At 67.6% G+C, this 18,052-nt stretch carries 11 protein-coding genes; 3 read left to right on the top strand and 8 right to left on the bottom strand.

From position 1 onward, the window contains the following. The first annotated feature begins 57 nt into the window (after positions 1–57). Positions 58–600, top strand: a complete 543-nt coding sequence (locus ABZ827_RS24980; protein WP_357241186.1) for a hypothetical protein — start codon at positions 58–60, stop codon at positions 598–600. 96 nt (positions 601–696) lie between these two features. On the opposite strand, the gene ABZ827_RS24985 is transcribed toward ABZ827_RS24980, so the two are convergent. The 4 genes from ABZ827_RS24985 to ABZ827_RS25000 all read right to left on the bottom strand — a co-directional run bounded on the left by ABZ827_RS24985 (position 697) and on the right by ABZ827_RS25000 (position 4,480). After that, entirely contained in the window at positions 697–1,131 is a 435-nt protein-coding gene (locus ABZ827_RS24985) for an SRPBCC family protein (RefSeq protein WP_357241188.1), read from the bottom strand. Positions 1,132–1,195: 64 nt separating this feature from the next. Next, positions 1,196–2,677 (bottom strand): MFS transporter, encoded by a 1,482-nt coding sequence (locus ABZ827_RS24990; RefSeq protein ID WP_357241191.1) that lies wholly within the window; start codon positions 2,675–2,677, stop codon positions 1,196–1,198. A 92-nt stretch (positions 2,678–2,769) separates the two neighbouring features. Beyond that, positions 2,770–3,525: an SDR family oxidoreductase gene (locus ABZ827_RS24995; RefSeq protein WP_357241194.1), complete on the bottom strand. Its 756-nt coding sequence runs from the start codon at positions 3,523–3,525 to the stop codon at positions 2,770–2,772. A gap of 85 nt (positions 3,526–3,610) precedes the next feature. Next, on the bottom strand, positions 3,611–4,480 hold the full coding sequence (locus ABZ827_RS25000; RefSeq protein WP_357241197.1) for a helix-turn-helix transcriptional regulator: 870 nt from the start codon (positions 4,478–4,480) through the stop codon (positions 3,611–3,613). 289 nt (positions 4,481–4,769) lie between these two features. Between ABZ827_RS25000 and ABZ827_RS25005 the strand changes: the two genes are divergently transcribed. Next, positions 4,770–6,206 (top strand): FAD-binding oxidoreductase, encoded by a 1,437-nt coding sequence (locus ABZ827_RS25005; RefSeq protein ID WP_357241428.1) that lies wholly within the window; start codon positions 4,770–4,772, stop codon positions 6,204–6,206. After that, positions 6,203–7,519 (top strand): class I SAM-dependent methyltransferase, encoded by a 1,317-nt coding sequence (locus tag ABZ827_RS25010; RefSeq protein WP_357241200.1) that lies wholly within the window; start codon positions 6,203–6,205, stop codon positions 7,517–7,519. The genes ABZ827_RS25005 and ABZ827_RS25010 overlap by 4 nt, the downstream gene beginning before the upstream one ends. 14 nt (positions 7,520–7,533) lie before the next feature. Here ABZ827_RS25010 and ABZ827_RS25015 read toward each other — a convergent pair whose 3' ends face one another. From ABZ827_RS25015 to ABZ827_RS25030, 4 genes are all read right to left on the bottom strand, one after another. After that, complete coding sequence (locus tag ABZ827_RS25015; protein WP_357241431.1) at positions 7,534–11,157, bottom strand: protein kinase; 3,624 nt, start codon at positions 11,155–11,157, stop codon at positions 7,534–7,536. 336 nt (positions 11,158–11,493) lie between these two features. Then, positions 11,494–13,644, bottom strand: coding sequence for a 3-hydroxyacyl-CoA dehydrogenase NAD-binding domain-containing protein (locus ABZ827_RS25020; protein ID WP_357241203.1), 2,151 nt, complete (start codon positions 13,642–13,644; stop codon positions 11,494–11,496). A 40-nt stretch (positions 13,645–13,684) separates the two neighbouring features. Beyond that, a complete protein-coding gene (locus ABZ827_RS25025) occupies positions 13,685–14,896 on the bottom strand; it encodes an acetyl-CoA C-acetyltransferase (RefSeq protein WP_357241206.1) in 1,212 nt (403 codons plus the stop codon). A 297-nt stretch (positions 14,897–15,193) separates the two neighbouring features. Beyond that, a complete protein-coding gene (locus tag ABZ827_RS25030; protein ID WP_357241209.1) occupies positions 15,194–17,746 on the bottom strand; it encodes a DNA polymerase III subunit gamma and tau in 2,553 nt (850 codons plus the stop codon). Positions 17,747–18,052 lie beyond the last annotated feature (306 nt).

Below are 18,052 nucleotides of genomic sequence, written 5' to 3' on the forward strand. Positions count from 1 at the left end.
TTTGCGTCCGCCGACGTACTCGAGCTCGCCGCGGAACCGAACCTCCCGGAGACGACAATGTCCAAGGCTCTGTCAGTGGGTGCGATGATCCTGGCGCTCGGTATGTGGCCGGTCGCCACCGGCCACGCCGAGCCCGGCCCGGTTGCCGATTACGGCAACGGTTGTGTCATCGACCCGGGCAATACGCAAGTCACCATCGATTCGCTGCGGTGGCGCTGCGCCGCCGCGAGTACCGAGATCTATGCCTCCGCACAGGCGGGCGCGATACCGGCCGGGGTGAAGAACGGCTGGGTCACCTCGTCGTCGGCCATCGAGCCGGTAGCGCCGGCGCTCTGGAGCGGCAAAACCTTCTACACCGGCCCGGACGGTGGCCGGCTGATGAACCGGGTGACCGGAGCCGGATTCGAGGCCTGGCCTGCCGATATCGCGCGCGGCCGCTCCCGGATCGACGGCGAGACCACCTGGGCACTGGATTACGCACCGTCACCGACACCGCAGGTCTACGACGAGATCCGCGAAATCGTCCCGGGTGTGTGGCTGGGCTGGTCCTGGTGGCCGGGCGCTGGGCAGTCCCCGGTGCTGTCCTTCGTCCTCGCCTGAGGCGAGCACTCCGTGCGGCAGGCTGCGCTGCCCAGCCGCACGGAGACCGTGCGAATACCTCCGCGAAAGCGGTCCGATCCGGACCACCTCACGGATTCAGGCGAGTTCGGCCTTCAGATTGGCCAGTACTTCTCCCTGGATCTTGCGCATACCGATCGGGGCGAAAATACCCTCGAAAATGCCGGAGATTCCGCCGGCGCCCTGCCAGGTGGTCTCCAGTGTCACCGTCGAACCGGAACCGGACGGGGCGACGGTCCAGGTGTTGACCAGGGTGGAGTTGGCGTCCTTCTCGGTGACGACGGTGCCGGCGACCGATACCTGGGCACGGATATTGCGTACGCGCTTCTCGGTGGCCTGCAGTGTCCACTCGGCGACGGTGCCGTCACCCTGACCGCCTTCCACCACTTTGTAGTCGCGGTAGTTCGCGGAGTGAATCCTCGGCCGCACCTCCGCGTAGTCGGCGATCGCCGCCAGTGCGCGCTGCGGATCTGCGGAGACCTCGATCGAACTGCCGGCCTTGACCTGTCCCACGTGTAACACTCCTTATCTTCGGCGCGCTGGCGCGCGCGGGGTTCAGCCCCCTGGGTCCATGGTCTCAGGAGGATGTCCGGCGGCGCTCGGCGAGCATGACGACGACCACCACGGACAAGACCGCGCAGACAGCCGCGCTGCCCCACAGGAGAATCTGCCAGGACGCGGTGAAATCCTGTGCCACGATGTCGAAGAGCGCCGACCGCGCGGTCCCGGGCGGGACGGCGGCCAGGGCGCCGGTGAGGTCTCCGGCGTTGACGCTGTCGGCCAGCGTGTCCGAGGCGCCGAGGTCGCCGGGGATATGGCCGGCACGCTCGCTCAGCTTCCCCTGGAAGAGGTTGACCAGAGCCGAGCCGGCCGCCGCGATCACGATGGCTTCGCTGCCGAGCCGGAGGGTGTTGAGGAAGCCCGCGGCAGTGCCGGTGGTTTCGGGAGGTACGACGGTCAGGACGGCGCCGTCGACGAGGCCGAAGTTGAGTCCGAGGCCGACGCCGAGCGTGATCAGGGGGCCGGCCAGTTCCGCGGCGGTGACGCCCGGATGAAGGATCAGTGCGAGCCAGGCGACTCCGAGCGTCATCAGAGTCAGGCTGGCCGCGATGACGGCCCGCAGCGACAAGCCCCATCGGATCAGCTTCCCGGCCAGGATCGGGGTGGGAAGGATGGGCAAGGTCATGAGCAGCATCGTGGCGCCCGCGGTCCGGCTGCTCGCCTGGTTCACGATCAGGAGGTAGTTGGGCAGCAGCGGCAACAGGATCACGAACGCGAAAGTGGCCACCACCGGGACCAGGCACAGCGCCATGAACCGGGGGTTGCGCAGCAGCGCGAGGTCGAGCATGGGCTGTCGCTGCCGCCGTTCCACCACGACGAAGACGGCCATCAGCAGGGCGGCCCCGGCCAGCAGGCCGAGAACCGGCGCACTGGACCAGCCCCAGTGCGGGCCCTCGACCACGCCGAGCATGAGCAGGAACAGCCCCGCCACCAACGTGCCGGTGCCCGCCCAATCGATACGGGCTGCCGAGGAGTCGCGGGATTCCCGCATGAACGGGACGGCCAGCAGTACCAGTGCCATCACCACGGCATGGGCACCGAAGAACGAGCGCCAGCCCCAGGCGTCGGCGAGCACCCCCGCTGCCATGGCACCCAGCGCCAGGCCGGCACCCGTGACGATGCCGACGGCGGCGAACGCCCGGGTGCGGGCGGCCCCGTCGAACGTCGCCGCCAGGAGCGAACTGCCGCTGGTGAGCAGCGCGGCGGCGCCGATGCCCGCCGCGGCGCGGGCCAGGTCGAGCACGTAGATATCGCTCACCACCGCGCTCACCAGCGAGGCGAGCGCGAACAGAATCCCACCGGTGAGGAACATCCGCCGGCGCCCGAATATGTCGGCCAGCGAGCCGCAAGCGAGCATGAAGCTGGCGAAGGTGAGGTTGTAGCCGTGCACCACCCACTGCAGGGCGGCCAGCGGAGCGTGGGTGTCGCGTCCGATATGCGGCAGCGCCACTCCGGAGCCGGTGACCGCGGTCGGGAGGATCACGAGGGTGAGGAGCACGGCAGCCAGGGTCAGGGCTGGGTGCGGGCGTCGGGCACTCCCGGTCGTCCGAGTGTGTGCCGCACCGGCCGACGTTGTCGAAGCCATACGTCTCACGCTCCCGGCAAGGAGCCGACGAGGCCGCCGTCGACGACGAGATCCTGACCGGTGATGTACGAGGCATCGTCGGAGAGCAGGAAAGCCACAGCTGCCGCGACCTCGTCGGGATGGCCGAGCGAGCCGAGGGGGACTTCCGCGGCGTTGAGCGCCTCGGCGCCTGGGTCGGGGTTGGCCGCCCGGTACATCTCCGTGTCGATATACCCGGGGCTGACGGAGTTGACCCGGATCCCGCGCGGGGCCAGGTCGGCGCCGAGTGTACGTGCGAGGTTGTGCGCGGCCGCCTTGGTGGCGGAATAGACCGACGCGACGCGCATTCCGCGGTGCAGAGTCCAGGAGGCATTGATGACGACGGAGCCGCCGTCCCGCATCAGCGGCAGTGCCTTGTGGATGGTGAAGAACACGCCCTTGAAGTTGGTGTCGACGGTGCGGTCGAAATCGTCCTCGGTGAGCTCGGTGCTGGGCTTGAAGATCCCGACCCCGGCGTTGGCGAAGACAGCGTCCAGTCCCCCGCGCCAGGTCTCGATCTGCCGCGCCAGATGGTCGAGCTCGGTGGGAGCGGTGACATCCGCGCGCACCGCGAGGATCCGCCCGCCGGCGTCGAGGCGGGCCCGCGCGCTCTCCAGGCGTACCTCGTCACGCCCGGTTATGACGACGTAGGCGCCCTCGTCCAGAACTCGGCGCGCGGTAGCGAACCCCATACCACTGGCGCCACCGGTGATCAGGACCGTCTTGTTCGTAAAGCGTTGCATGCCGATGATCGTCGGCCGGTCGGCGCGCATGTGGCAGTGCTGGACCGACCTGGGTCTGTCACCACCACCCTTCGCCCACCGCGGCTCACACGACGCCGGACTGCGGCTCCCTGACGAGCCCGTCGAGCAGCATGCGCAGCCGCACGTCGGTGTCGGTGTGTGCCGCCGGGGTGTGCAGCAGCAGACGGTGACCCGGTAGGTCCGGTACCGGCAGAGAGGTGTACTCGAATACCAGCTCACCGGCCAGCGGGTGGTCGAGAACCTTGACTCCCTGAGTTGCCGAGCCGACCGGGTGCTCCGCCCAGATATCGGCGAAGGCGGGGCTGGCGGCGCACATATCGCCGGCCAGGCGGCTGAACTCCGGGTCGTCCGGGTAGCGCGCGGCATCCGCACGGAACTGACCGACGATCGCCCGCGCGGCGTCCTCCCACCGGCAGATCGCAGCCCGGTAGCGGGCGTTGGTGAAGAAACTCACCAGGCAGTTGTGGTCGCCGGCGGTGTACCCGAACACCTCACACGCGGAACGATTGACCGCGGCCAGGTTCCAGTGCCGGTCGATGACGTAGGCGGGGCGTGGAAGCCAGCTGTCGATCAATCGCTGGAAACCGTCGGGCACCTCCCGGTCGCCCGCGGGCGCACCGGGGGCGTTCAGCCCGGCGAGCAGGTACAGGTGTTCCCGTTCGGCGGTGTCGAGGCGCAGGACCCGAGCGATAGCGTCGAGTACCTCGGCCGACACGTTGATCTCACGGCCCTGTTCCAGCCAGGTGTACCAGGAGACGCCCACACCGGCGAGCACGGCGACTTCCTCGCGGCGCAGCCCTGGGGTGCGCCGGCCGCCGCTCGCGGGCATGCCCACGTCCTCGGGGGTCAGCCGCGAACGCCGCGAACGCAGGAACTCGCGGATCTCGGCAGTGCGCCGTTGCCGAGCGTCTGCGGGGAGGTCGGAGATCGCCATTCGGCCATTTTAGGAGCGCGGCTGCTGCGTCAGCCGGGTCGGGCGGGCGGGGCGGTGGTCACGGATCTTGCGGGCCAAAGTTGGCTCACTGCGGGTTGGGGTGTGTTTTGGCGCGCGCGGGATCGGGGGAAATGGGTGAAGTCGGATGTGGGCAGAAATGGTGACATTACGGTCAAATAGGGTGAATGGTTTGTCGAACGTGGTGCAACAGATATGTGACATTTCGGCCCGAATGATCCCCCCGCGCTGGCAGAGCAAGACCATGTAGGACTAGCGTCTAGACGTGGCAATGAGTCTGTTGGGGAAGGCCGGCCACGGTCCGGCCGCAAATGAATCCGGGTTCGCCGCATATCGGGCAGGTGTCGATCGCCTGCTCGCGAGCTACCGCGCCATCCCAGCGGACGCCGATGTGCGATTGGCCAAGAAGACCTCGAATCTTTTCCGGGCCCGGGCGAAGAACACCGCGCCCGGACTGGACGTATCGGGGCTGAACCGGGTGATCGAGGTCGATCCGCGGGCGAAGACCGCCGAGGTCGCCGGGATGACCACCTATGAAGACCTGGTGGCCGCGACCCTGCCCTACGGGCTGGCCCCACTGGTGGTACCGCAGCTCAAGACCATCACGCTCGGTGGCGCGGTGACCGGGCTCGGTATCGAATCGAGCTCGTTCCGCAGCGGTCTACCGCACGAATCGGTGCTGGAGATGGAGGTACTCACCGGGTCCGGCGATATCGTCACCATCACCCCGGACGGCCCGGATGCCGAACTGTTCCGCGGTTTCCCGAACTCCTACGGCACCCTGGGCTACACCACCCGGCTGAAGATCGAACTGGAAACCGTGCAGCCCTATGTGGCACTACGGCATTTGCGGTTCCACGACCTGCGCGAACTCGAATCCACCCTGAGCCGGATCGTGCTGGAAGGCAGCTACGACGGGGAGACTGTCGACTACCTCGACGGTGTGGTGTTCAGCGCCGGCGAGAGCTACCTGACGCTGGGACGGCAAACCGACGAACCCGGCCCGGTCAGCGATTACACCGGAATGGATATCTATTACCGGTCCATTCAGCACGACGGAGCCGAGCCGAAACGGGACAGGCTCACCATCCACGATTATCTGTGGCGCTGGGATACCGACTGGTTCTGGTGCTCACGCGCCTTCGGCACGCAGAATCCGAAGATCCGCCGATTCTGGCCGAAACGCTACCGCCGCAGCAGTTTCTACTGGAAGCTGATCGCTCTGGATCACCGTTACAACATCGGTGACAAGCTGCAGGCCCGCCAGGGCAATCCGCCGCAGGAGCGAGTGGTCCAGGATATCGAGGTCCCGGTGGAACGCACCGCCGACTTCGTGGAATGGTTCCTGCGCGAAATTCCTATCGAACCCCTGTGGCTGTGCCCGCTGCGACTGCGCGATACCGGCGCCGCGGCCGGTACTCAGCCGTGGCCGCTCTACCCGCTGCGGACGGATCGTACGTACGTCAACATAGGCTTCTGGTCGGCGGTGCCGAAATCGCCCGGCCAGATAGATGGCGCGGCAAATCGCGCCATCGAGAAAACCGTCACCGAATTCGACGGACATAAATCCCTGTACTCGGATTCCTTTTACGGACCCGAGGAATTCAACGCCCTTTACGGCGGCGAAAGCTACAAAGAATTGAAAAAACGCTACGATCCCGGCCAGCGCCTGCTGGATCTGTATTCGAAGGCGGTGCAACGCAAATGACGACATTCAAGGACAGATCCGACGCATTCGCGGATCTGGGGACCCGGCTCAGTATCGCCGAAGTGGTCGAAGCCTTGGTCGACGGCGATGTTCCCATCAAGCTGACCGCCTACGACGGCAGCACCACCGGGCCGGTGGACTCCGAGTTCGCGCTCGAGATCCGCACTCCCCGTGGAATCAACTACCTCGCCAACGCACCGGGCGATCTCGGCCTGGCCCGGGCCTATATTTCCGGGGATATGGATGCCGCGGGTATCCATCCCGGTGACCCGTACGAGATACTCGCGGCGATGACGGACCTGAAGTTCAAGCGTCCGTCGGCGTTGTCGCTGGTGGCCATCGCCCGGTCGCTCGGCTGGGAACGGCTGCGCCCGGTACCGCCGCCGCCGCAGGAAACCCTGCCGCGCTGGCGCCGGATCGCCCTGGAAGGCCTGCGGCATTCCAAGACCCGCGATGCCGAGGCCATCCATCACCACTACGACGTCTCCAACACCTTCTACGAGTATGTGCTGGGCCCGTCCATGACCTACACCTGCGCGTGTTACGGCGAGCGGGAGTGGACACTGGAGCAGGCACAGGAGAACAAGTACCGGCTGATCTTCGAGAAGCTGCGGTTGAAGGAGGGCGATCGACTCCTCGATATCGGCTGCGGCTGGGGCGGAATGGTCCGGTACGCCGCGAAACGCGGTGTCAAGGTCATCGGCGCGACCCTGTCGGCCGAACAGGCCGCATGGGCGCAGAAGAAGATCGCCGAAGACGGTCTGAGCGACCTCGCCGAGGTGCGGCATTCCGACTACCGCGATATCCCGGAGGGCCAATTCGACGCAGTCTCCTCCATCGGACTGACCGAACATATCGGGGTGCAGAACTACCCCTACTATTTCCGGTTCATCCAGAGCAAACTGCGCGACGGCGGGCTGTTCCTCAACCACTGCATCACCCGGCCGGACAACACCCGCGCCACCAAGGCGGGCGATTTCATCGACCGCTACGTTTTCCCGGACGGTGAGCTCATCGGCTCGGGGCGCATCATCAGCGAGATCCAGAACGTCGGGCTCGAGGTTCTGCACGAGGAGAATCTGCGCGAACACTATGCGCTGACGCTCGCCGAATGGTGCAAGAACCTGGTGGCCAACTGGGACGCCTGCGTGGCCGAGGCCGGAATAGGCACCGCGAAAGTGTGGGGCCTGTACATGGCGGGCAGCCGGTTGGGCTTCGAACGCAATGTGGTGCAGCTGCATCAGGTACTCGGGGTGAAACTGGGTAGCTCCGGACTCCCCGAGGTTCCGCTGCGGCCCTGGTGGCAGCCCTAGCAGAACCCTGCCGATCAGCTCAGCAGTTCGTCCAGGAAACGGATCGGAACGCGGATCTCGCCCAGTGTGCGAACCGCGTCCGTTCCGTCCGGGGCGGTCACCGGCAGATCGTCGCGCAGTACGCGCATGATCTCGAGCACGGCCGGGCCCGCGTCCAGCAGCGGCCGGGTCCAGCCGAGTTCGGCGCAGGTGGAGACAATCGGCGCCAGCAGGGCGGCCGATTCGCCGACCCAGCCCGCGGCGGCCAGACATTCGGCGAGCAGTAGCGATATATCCAGTTCGGCGCGGGGCCGGCCCTGGTCACGGGTGCGGCTGTGCAGCGCCCGCGCATGACGGGCCGCGCGTTCGTGCTCATGCCGGACCCCACCGGCGAGCAGCGCCCGGATAGTGGCTATCTCGCCGGCCTCCGCATCCAGCGCGGTCGGTGCTTCGGGTGTCTCCGGCGCGTGGCGGGCGACAAGGGCGTTCCCGGCGCCTCCGGCGGTGCTTTCCGGGCCGCGGTCGGGTGCTACTACGCCCAGCCGGTACTGCTCGGCCCGGATCTGTGCGGCAAGCCGGGTCATCTGGTGATCCGAGGCGATCCGCGCCCCTTCGGCGAGCCGGACCGCGGCCGCCGGCAGGTCGCCGCGGAGCGCCTTCACGCGAGCGCCGATCACGATGGTCGAGATCAGGGATTCGATCGGGCCCACCCGGGCCACCAGCTGGAAGCTCTCGTCCAGTAGTTCCTCGGCGGCGGCCAGGTCACCGCGCCGGTATTCGAGTTCGCCGAGGAGCCCCGCGACGGCCCGGACCCCGTGGGACCGTGGGCCCGCCCGCAGCTGTGCGGTCTGGTACGCCTGCTTATAGGCATTCGACGCGACCGGGATATCGAGCTGTTCGTAGGCGATGAGGCCCCGGCCGCACCAGGCGAAGATCTCACCGAGCGGCTCCCGGGACCGCTCCTGATAGGGCCGTGCCCACTCCAGCATTTCGCTCGCGGCGGCATAGTCGAATTCGCAGATTCTGACGTAGGCGTGGATATTGGCCGCCGTCGCGACCGTCCAGGCCGGCAGTTCGTCCGGATGCCGCAGTGATTCGGCCACCTGATCGAGCACACCCGCGGAGCGATCGTGTGAGATCTCGTCGGCCGCGGCGAGCACATCGGCCTGGCAGCGCTGTTCGCGTACTTCGCCGTCGTCCTCCGGGCTCCGCGACAACGCGTTCGACAGCCGGTTCAGCGCCGACCGCGCGGCCGTGGACTGCTGCAGATTGACATTCGCCCGTGCGACGGCCATCAGCAGTTTCGACCGCGAAGCCACCTGCTGGACCGGGAGTTTGGAGACCGACCCGAGCAGCGTCGCGACCCGCGAACCGTCGATCAGATCCATACCACCGTTTTCGAGCAGGTCCAGCGCGGTCTTGAAATCGGTGCCGGCCAGCGAATGGTCGACCGCCCGGCGCAGCAGCTGGTGTTCGGCGTACCACCGCGCGGCCCGCCGGTGCAGGGTTTTCACCCGGCCCGGATCGGTGCGGTCCAGGCGCGCCCGCAGATATTCGGCGAACAGCGGCTGCATCCGGAACCATTCGGGATCGTCATCGGTACGCCGCAGGAAAAGCTCGCGCCGCTCGGCCTCTTCGAGCAGCCGCGGCGCCTCGGTATTCCCGGTGAGCGCGATGGCCAGCGACCCGTCCACCTGTTCGGCTACCGCGATCACCGACAGGAAATCGAGCATTGTCGGTTCGAGAGTGTCCAATACGTTCTCGGCCAGATACTCGCGGATACCGTGCCCGCCTTCGGACAACCGTTCCACCAGGCTCGTGGGGTCGGGATCGTCGCGCAGCGCGAGGCTGATCAACTGGACCGCGGCGGGCCAGCCGTCGGTCGCCGAATGCAGACGGTCCAATTGTTCGTCGTCGAGCGCGAAACCGTTGCGGCGCACCAGGATTTCACCGGTCTCGGCGCGGGTCAGGCGCAACTGCGCGGAATCGAGTTGGACCAGTTCGTCGTTCATCCGCATCCGGCCGACCGGCAGTTCGGAGGGATCGCGGCTGGTCACCACGAAACGGAGGTGGTGGCAGCCGCTGTCCAGCAGGCTGGTCAGCACCCGCTGTGCGCCGGGGTCGGTGAGCCGGTGCCAGTCGTCGATGATCACCACCACGGCTTCCCCGCTGGTGTGCAGTTCATCGATCAGGCTGGACACCGCGAATGTGACCGTATCCGCGGGCCGCTCCTCGAGCATCTGCCCCAGTCCGGCACCGATATCGGGACGTACGCGATGGATGGATTCGATCAGGTGCGCCAGGAACCACACCTCGTTGTCGTCGCCGCTGTCGATTCCGATCCAGGCGACCGGCAGCCCCAGCAGCGCCAGCTCGTCACGCCATTGCGCGGCCAGCACACTCTTACCGAAACCGGCCGGGGCGTGGATCACCGTGAGCCGGCATTCCACACCCGTGCGCAGGATATCCAGCAGTCGCGGCCGGCGCACCGGCTCACGCGGCGGGGTCGGCGGACGGAACTTCGTGGCCGGACTGGGCGGCAGAGTAGCCGGGGACCGCGGGTGCCCACCGGCCGCCGGCTCCATCCGGCCCGAATCGCCGGCCTCACCGGCAGCCGCGGCGCGACCCGTACCGGCCGCCCCCATCCGCCACCGCGATGCTGTCGGTGGCAGCAACGGCCAGCCACGCCGCGCGGTCACCCCGGGCGCCGAACGCTCATGTGCCGGCCCGGCGTTTTCCACCGCGGTGACATCGGGGTCCAGCAGCGCCATCTCATCCGGGACCTGCCCGTGGGCGGCCTGCACCGCTCGCAACATCTCACCGAACTCGTAGGCGGAATCGGGCCTGTCCTTCGGGTCCTGCGCCATGGCCTGTTCGATCGCGGCAGCGAGATCGGGAGGAATGTCCTGTTCGCGAAGATCGGGGACGGGCTGGGTGGTGATCCGCAGGAACTGCGCCACCACCCGCTCCCCCGCCTGCCGTTCGAAGGCGGCATGGCCGGTGAGCAGCGCGAACAGAGTCGCACCCAATCCGTACACATCGGAACGCACGGTGGGTTCGGCGCCCTTGAGCACCTCGGGCGCGGTGAAGGCCGGTGAGCCGGTTATCTGGCTGTCCGAGGTCCGGAAACCCCCCGGCACCCGGGCGATCCCGAAATCGGTGAGCTGCGGTTCGCCGTACGAACTCAGCAGCACATTGGCCGGTTTCACATCACGGTGCAGGATCCGGGTCCGATGCGCGCTCTCGATCGCGCCGGCCAGTTTCACCCCGGCACGTAGAGTATCCGACCAGCTCAACGGGCCCAGATCGTGAACAAGACGTTCCAGCGAACCATGTGTCGCGAACGGCATCACGATGAACGGCAGCCCGCCGGCAGTCACGTCCACCTGCAGGATGTCGACGATATTCGGATGCCCCGACAGCCGCCCCATCGCGTGTTCTTCCCGCAGGAACCGCTCCCGGCTCTCCGAATCCAGATCCGACGAGAGCACCTTCACCGCGACCACCCGGTCCAGCGCCCGCTGAACACAGCGATACACCACCCCGAAGCCGCCGCGCCCGATCTCCTGCGCCTCGGTGAGCCCCAGGGTCGCCAGATCGTCGACAATGCGCTCCGGTTCGCCACTCACAGTTTCCGGACCGTGCCCCGGCACAGCCATAGTGGGTTCCGGCCCAGCCTTTTCCGGTTCGTGGGCGGTAGCGTAGGAGTCCTCCGATTCGCGGCCCTGTGGGCCCGAACGCGTTCGTGGATTCATCTCACCACCTCGCACTCGTACGAACCGGCTGCGGTGGAGTACGCCGCCGCGGCGCCGTTCCGGTGTCCACTTCCAACGTAGCGCGCGGTATACCCCTATGGGCGCGATTGAACCTCCCGCCGCGTGTCTGTGCTTATTTGCGGCGCCGCAGGCGGCGCCAAAAAACACAGCCCGCCCCACACCAGGTGGGACGGGCTGTGTCGCCTGCCGGTCCGGACAGTTGCCGTCCGGGACCGGAACCTACTTGCGCAGCGAGGCCGGCACCTCGAAGCGCTTACCGTACTTCTCGGCCAGTTCGTCGGCCCGAGCCACGAAGCCGGCCTGTCCGCCGGGGTATCCGACGATGAACTGGTGCACACCACCGGTCCAGGCCGGGAACCCGATGCCGAAGATCGAGCCGATGTTCGCGTCCGCGGTCGATTCGAGCACGCCCTCGTCGAAACACTTCTGCGTTTCGATCGCCTCGGCGAACAGCATGCGGTCGATCAGGTCCTGCAGCGGCACATTGAAACCACTGGTGGTCTTGAAATGCTCACGCAGCTGCGGCCAGATGTTGAGGCGTTTGCCGTTCTCGTCGTACTCGTAGAACCCCGCCTTCTCCAGGCGGCCCGGGCGGCCCTGTTCGACCATGTACTCGACCACGTCGATGGCCGGGTGCCGTTCGGTACCCATGGCGGCGTCGCCGGCCTTGGCGGCCTCTTCGGTCTCCTTGGCGATCTTCTGCATGAGCTTCATGTTCAGCTCGTCGGTCAGCTGCAGCGGCGGGGCCGGGTAGCCCGCCTGCGAACCGGCCTGCTCGATGGTGGCGGGCTCGATACCCTCGCCGAGCATGGCGATCGCTTCGTTGACGAAGGTGCCGATCACGCGGGAGGTGAAGAAGCCGCGGCTGTCGTTGACCACGATCGGGGTCTTCTTGATGGCGAGGGTGTAGTCGAACACCCGGGCCAGGGCCTCGTCGGAGGTCCGCTCACCCTTGATGATCTCCACCAGCGGCATCTTGTCGACCGGCGAGAAGAAGTGGATACCGATGAAGTCTTCCTGGCGCTTCACACCTTCGGCCAGCCCGGTGATGGGCAGGGTGGAGGTGTTGGAGCCGAGCAGCGCGTCGGGGGTGACGATGTCCTCGATCTCCTGGAACACCTTGTGCTTCAGCTCGGTGCTCTCGAAAACCGCTTCGATCACGAAGTCGACACCGTCGAAATCGGCGACATCGGCGGACGGCTTGATCCGGTCGAGCAGCGCCTTGGACTTCTCCTCGGTGGTCTTACCGCGGGAGAGCGCCTTGGCCTCGATCTTCTCCGAGTAGCCCTTGCCTCGTTCGGCCGCCTCGATGGTGACGTCCTTGAGGACGACCTCGTAGCCGGCCTTGGCGGAGACGTAGGCGATACCGGCGCCCATCATGCCCGCGCCGAGCACGCCGACCTTCTTGATCTCCTTCTTGGGCACATCGTTCGGCCGCGAACCACCGTTGTTGATGGTCTGCAGGTCGAAGAAGAACGCCTGGATCATATTCTTCGCGACCGGCCCGGTGAGCAGGTGCACGAAATAGCGGGACTCGATCAGCGACGCATCGTCGATACCGACCTGCGAGCCCTCGACCGCCGCGGCCATGATGGCCCGCGGTGCCGGCATATTGGCGCCCTTGAGCTGCTTGCGCAGGTTCGCCGGGAACGCGGGCAGGTTCGCCGCGAACGCCGGGCTGGCCGGGGTGCCGCCGGGGATCTTGAAGCCCTTCTTGTCCCAGGGCTGCACCGAGGCTTCGGGGTTGGCCTTGATCCACGCCTTGGCGGCCGGAACCAGTTCGTCGATCGAACCGACCAGCTCGTCGACCAGGCCGATCTCCTTGGCCTTGGCCGGCTTGTTGCGCTGCCCCTGCAGCAGCACGCTCATGAGGGCGGTCTGCAGACCGAGCATGCGCACGGTACGGATGATGCCGCCACCGGCGGGCAGCAGGCCGAGGGTCGCCTCGGGCAGGCCGATCGCGGAGCCGGGGACGTCGGCCGCGATCCGGTGGTGGGTCGCCAGCGCGATCTCCAGGCCGCCGCCGAGCGCGGCGCCGTTGATGGCCGCCACAACGGGCTTGCCGAGGGTCTCCAGCCGGCGCAGCGCCGACTTGATCTCGGTCAGTTCTTCCATCAGTTCCGGACCGTTGTCCGGCCCGACGTTCATCATGTTCTTCAGGTCGCCGCCGGCGAAGAAGGTCTTCTTCGCGGAGGTCAGCACGACGCCGGTGATGTCGTCCTTCTCGGCTTCGAGCCGGTCGACGGTCGCCTTCATCGACGTCTTGTAGAGCTCGTTCATCGTGTTGGCGCCCTGGTTCGGGTCGTCCATCGTCAGTACGACGATGCCGTCCGAATCCTTCTCCCAACCGATCATGTTGGCTTCGCTCACGGTTTTTCTATCTCCTTGTGAATCCGAGTCGGTTGGGAAGTCAGACGCGCTCGATGATGGTGGCCACACCCATACCGCCGCCGATGCACAGCGTGATCAGGGCGCGACGGGCGCCGCGGCGCTCCAGTTCGTCGACCATGGTGCCGGTGATCATGGCGCCGGTGGCGCCCAGCGGATGGCCCATGGCGATGGCGCCGCCGTTGACGTTGAGCTTCTCGTCCGGGATCTGCAGATCCTTCTGGAACTTCAGCACCACCGAGGCGAAGGCTTCGTTGATCTCGAACAGGTCGATATCGTCCATGGTCAGACCGGCCTTGGCCAGCACCTTCTTGGCCGCCGGGGTGGGCCCGGTGAGCATGATGGTGCTGTCGGCGCCGCTGGTGGCGGTCGCGACGACGCGGGCGCGCGGGGTCAGGCCCGAGGCCTTTCCGGCCTCTTCGCTGCCGATGAGCACCAGCGCGGCACCGTCGACGATGCCGGAGCTGTTACCGCCGTGGTGGACGTGATTGATCTTCTCGACGAAGTGGTACTTCTGCAGCGCCACCGCGTCGAAACCGCCCATTTCGCCGACACCCGCGAAGGACGGGTTCAGCTTGGCGAGGTCTTCCAGGGTGGTGCCGGGGCGCATGTGCTCGTCGCGGTCCAGCACGGTCAGGCCGTTGATGTCCTTGACCGGGACGATGGACTTGGCGAAGTAGCCGCCGGTGGTCGCCTTGGCGGCCAGATCCTGCGAACGCACGGCGTAGGCGTCGACGTCTTCCCGGGAGAAGCCCTCGATGCTGGCGATCAGGTCGGCGCTGACACCCTGCGGTACGACGTAGGTGTCGTAGTTGGTGGCCGGGTCGAGCATCCAGGCGCCGCCATCGGAGCCCATCGGCACGCGCGACATGGATTCGACGCCGCCGGCGATGACCAGGTCGTCGAAGCCGGAGCGGACCTTCTGGGCACCCAGGTTCACGGCTTCCAGGCCGGAGGCGCAGAAGCGGTTGAGCTGGAAACCACCGACGGTTTCGGGCAGGCCGGCGGTGAGCACGGTGGTGCGGGCGATATCGGAGCCCTGGTCACCGACCGGGGAGACGACACCGAGGATCAGGTCCGAGATCCGATCCTCGTCGAGGTTCGGGAAGCGGTTGCGCAGCTCCTGCACCAGACCAGTGGTGAGATCGATCGGCTTGACCGAATGCAGCGACCCCTTTTTGTTGCGGCCGCGCGGGGTGCGGATGGCCTCGTAAATGTAGGCCTCTGTGGTCATATCGGAGTGTCCCTTCCTAGGAATACGCCCACGCCGCACCGAGCGGAGCAGACGCGAGTTACCTCGCCGACCGGCCGTTCGACCGACCGTCCGTATTCAGTTGGCAGCGCTGACGGGCCGGAAACCCGCGCGGGCATACGCTGTACAAACCACGGCACGAACCAGCGGACGGGTATCCGGCGGCCCGCTCGTCACGGCCCACCATAGAACCTTGTCGCGCGGAAGTCCGCAGCCACCCGCCCATAGTACCGCCGGATGCGAACTCCGGTTAACTTAACGTGGTCGAGCCGGTGCTTGTCAACTGTTCAACGGAGTGGCGCCGAGCTCACTGGCCAGCAACTCCAGGGCGACCTCGTCCGGGTCCCGCCGCTCCCCGGGAGCGGCCGGGCGCGCCGCGTCGTCGAGCATCTCCTGCTCTTCCTCCGGGGTCGCCGCCGGGACAGCGCCCGCTCCATAACCGTAGTCCTCCGGGCCCGGATCGTCCGGAAGGTCCGGATAGTCGGGAGGCGGGATGTCGTCATAGGGGTTTCCGGAGGCCACGGCGTTACCGCGGGCCTGGCTCGGCCGTGAGAACCGGGGCGCGGCGGTGCGCCGCGGAGCGCCACCGGCCGCGCGGCTCGATTCGGAATCTCCGCCACCGGCCCCGGGCCGGCCGGTGGGATCCGGGCCGCCGCCTTCCGTGCCGACGGCCGTGTGAGTGGCCTCCTCCTGCCCCGTTCCGCCGTCAGCGGTTACCGCCTCGCCCCCGGGGCGCCCGGTCCAGGTCCGCCGCGGACCACCTCGGCGACCCCCCTCGGAATCACCCGAATCGGCATCGCCGGACCTGCGGCCACCCCGCTCCCGCCCGCCGGGGCCACGCGAAACCTGCGCTCCGGCGACAACCCAGCGCACCGGATGCTCACGTCCGAGCACCGCGGCGACCGCCGATCGCACCGCCGCCAGCGGCTGCGGTTGCGATAACCGCTGCACCAGCGCCGCGTGGTGCGCAAGGACGATCTCGCCCTGCTCGACCGCCGTTACCGAAGCGCCCGAGGTGAGCATCGCACCGATGGTGGGCCCGAATTCCCGGACCTTCACCTTGATCTCCGACCAGGCCGCTTCCACGGCGGCCAGCAATTCCGGGTCGGTCTCCGGGCCGTTCGGCTCGCCGGGAGGGGCGGATTCGGTTTCCGCGGCGACCGCATCCTCTCGACCTGGAGCCGGCGAGCCTGCTCCCGCGGCCGGTACCGCCTCGGTAACCGCATCTCCCGCATCGGCCGCCGTCGGCGCGGACTCCCCCTGTGGTTGCCGGGCCGGGCGGGTCTCCGCAGCTTCCGGACGTATCCGATCAGCGGGCCGCGGGGGCCCGGCGGACGGTCCGTCGACTGGCTGTTTTCTGTCTTCGCCCCCGGCCTCTGGACCGGCCTGCCGCGGCGCCTCCGCCACCTCTGGCGCCCCTGTAGCGGAAGTGGAAGTGCCGGTTTCCGGAGGCGGACCTTGTACTGCCGCTGGAGGCCGCGGCGCGGGCCCCGCAGCGCGGTCTCCTGGCAGCGCATCGGCCGCGGGGCCGTCCGGTGCCACCTTGGACTCCCGCAGCGCCGCCAGCGCTTCGGCGCCCCGGCGCCGGGACGGATCGGCTGCCGGCCGGGCGGGTGCCGGGCCTTCGCTATCGGCCCCCAGCACCGGCTCCGCACCGTTTCCGGCCGGCACCACACCGGTTGCGACCCGCCGCTCCAACTGTTCGAGCCGCTGCAGGGTCGCGCCTTCCGATACATCGGCCGCGGGCAGCAACATCCGCGAGCAGACGACCTCGAGCAGCAGCCGGGGCGCGGTGGCGCCGCGCATCTCCCCCAGGCCGGCGTGCAGGAGCTCGGCACAGCGGGTGAGCGTCGCGGGCCCGAGGCGAGACGCTTGATCACGCATCCGGTCCAGCAGATCTCCGGGCGCCGCGACCAGACCACGCTCGGTGGCATCGGGCACGGCCTGCATCAGAATCAGATCGCGCAGGCGTTCCAGCAGGTCCACCGCGAAACGCCGCGGATCGTGACCGGCCTCCATCACCCGATCGACGGTGCCGAACAGCGCCGCGCCGTCGCCGCCCGCCAGCGCGTCGATCGCATCGTCGATCAGTGCCACATCGGTCACCCCCAGGAGCGCGACGGCGCGCGCATAGGTGACGCCGTCGGTCCCGGCGCCCGCGAGCAACTGGTCGAGAACGCTCAAACTGTCCCGCGGAGAACCGCCGCCCGCACGGATCACCAGCGGGTATACCGCCTCCTCCACGGGCACCTGTTCCTGCTCACAGATCTCCCCGAGCAGACTCCGCATCGTGGCCGGTGGCAGCAACCGGAACGGGTAATGATGGGTGCGCGAGCGGATGGTGGGCAGCACCTTCTCCGGCTCGGTGGTGGCGAAAACGAAGATCAGATGGGCCGGCGGTTCCTCGACGATTTTCAGCAGCGCGTTGAACCCGGCGGTGGTCACCATATGCGCCTCGTCCACGATGAACACCCGGTAGCGGGACTCGGCAGGCGCGTAGAAAGCCCGGTCACGCAGTTCTCGGGTGTCGTCCACCCCGCCGTGACTGGCCGCGTCCAACTCGATCACATCGAGATTCCCGCCGCCCCCGGGAGCCAGCGAAACGCACGAAGCGCAGGTCCCGCACGGGGTCGAGGTGGGCCCCTGCGCACAGTTCAGCGATCTGGCCAGAATCCGGGCCGACGAGGTCTTCCCGCAACCACGCGGACCGGAGAACAAATAGGCATGACTGATCCGCCCGGTATCGAGCGCGGTACACAGCGGGTCCGTGACATGCTCCTGACCCACCACCTCAGCGAACGTTGCCGGTCGGTACTTCCGGTACAGAGCCACAACGGGAGTCTATTGGCTGTGTTTTTTGGCGCCGCCTGCGGCGTCGCGGGTTCGGGGCCCCCTTGGTCTCGTTCTTCACTCCCGGCGGTCGGTCGCTGCGCTCCCTTCCTCTGGTCGCTCCAGAACGAGACGGGCCCCGAACCACCAAGGGCCTCATAAGGCTCGGTGCCGCCGGATAAGGCTCGGTGCCGCCTGCGGGCACGCTTCATCTGGGTCACGCGGAGTTCTCGGATATCGCTGAACTGGATATCGGCGCCGAGGGCGCGTCCGGCCTCTTCCATCTCTGGGTTAACAGCGTTACGCTAA

It is taken from the genome of Nocardia sp. NPDC019395 (genome assembly GCF_040632335.1).
Classification (GTDB): domain Bacteria; phylum Actinomycetota; class Actinomycetes; order Mycobacteriales; family Mycobacteriaceae; genus Nocardia.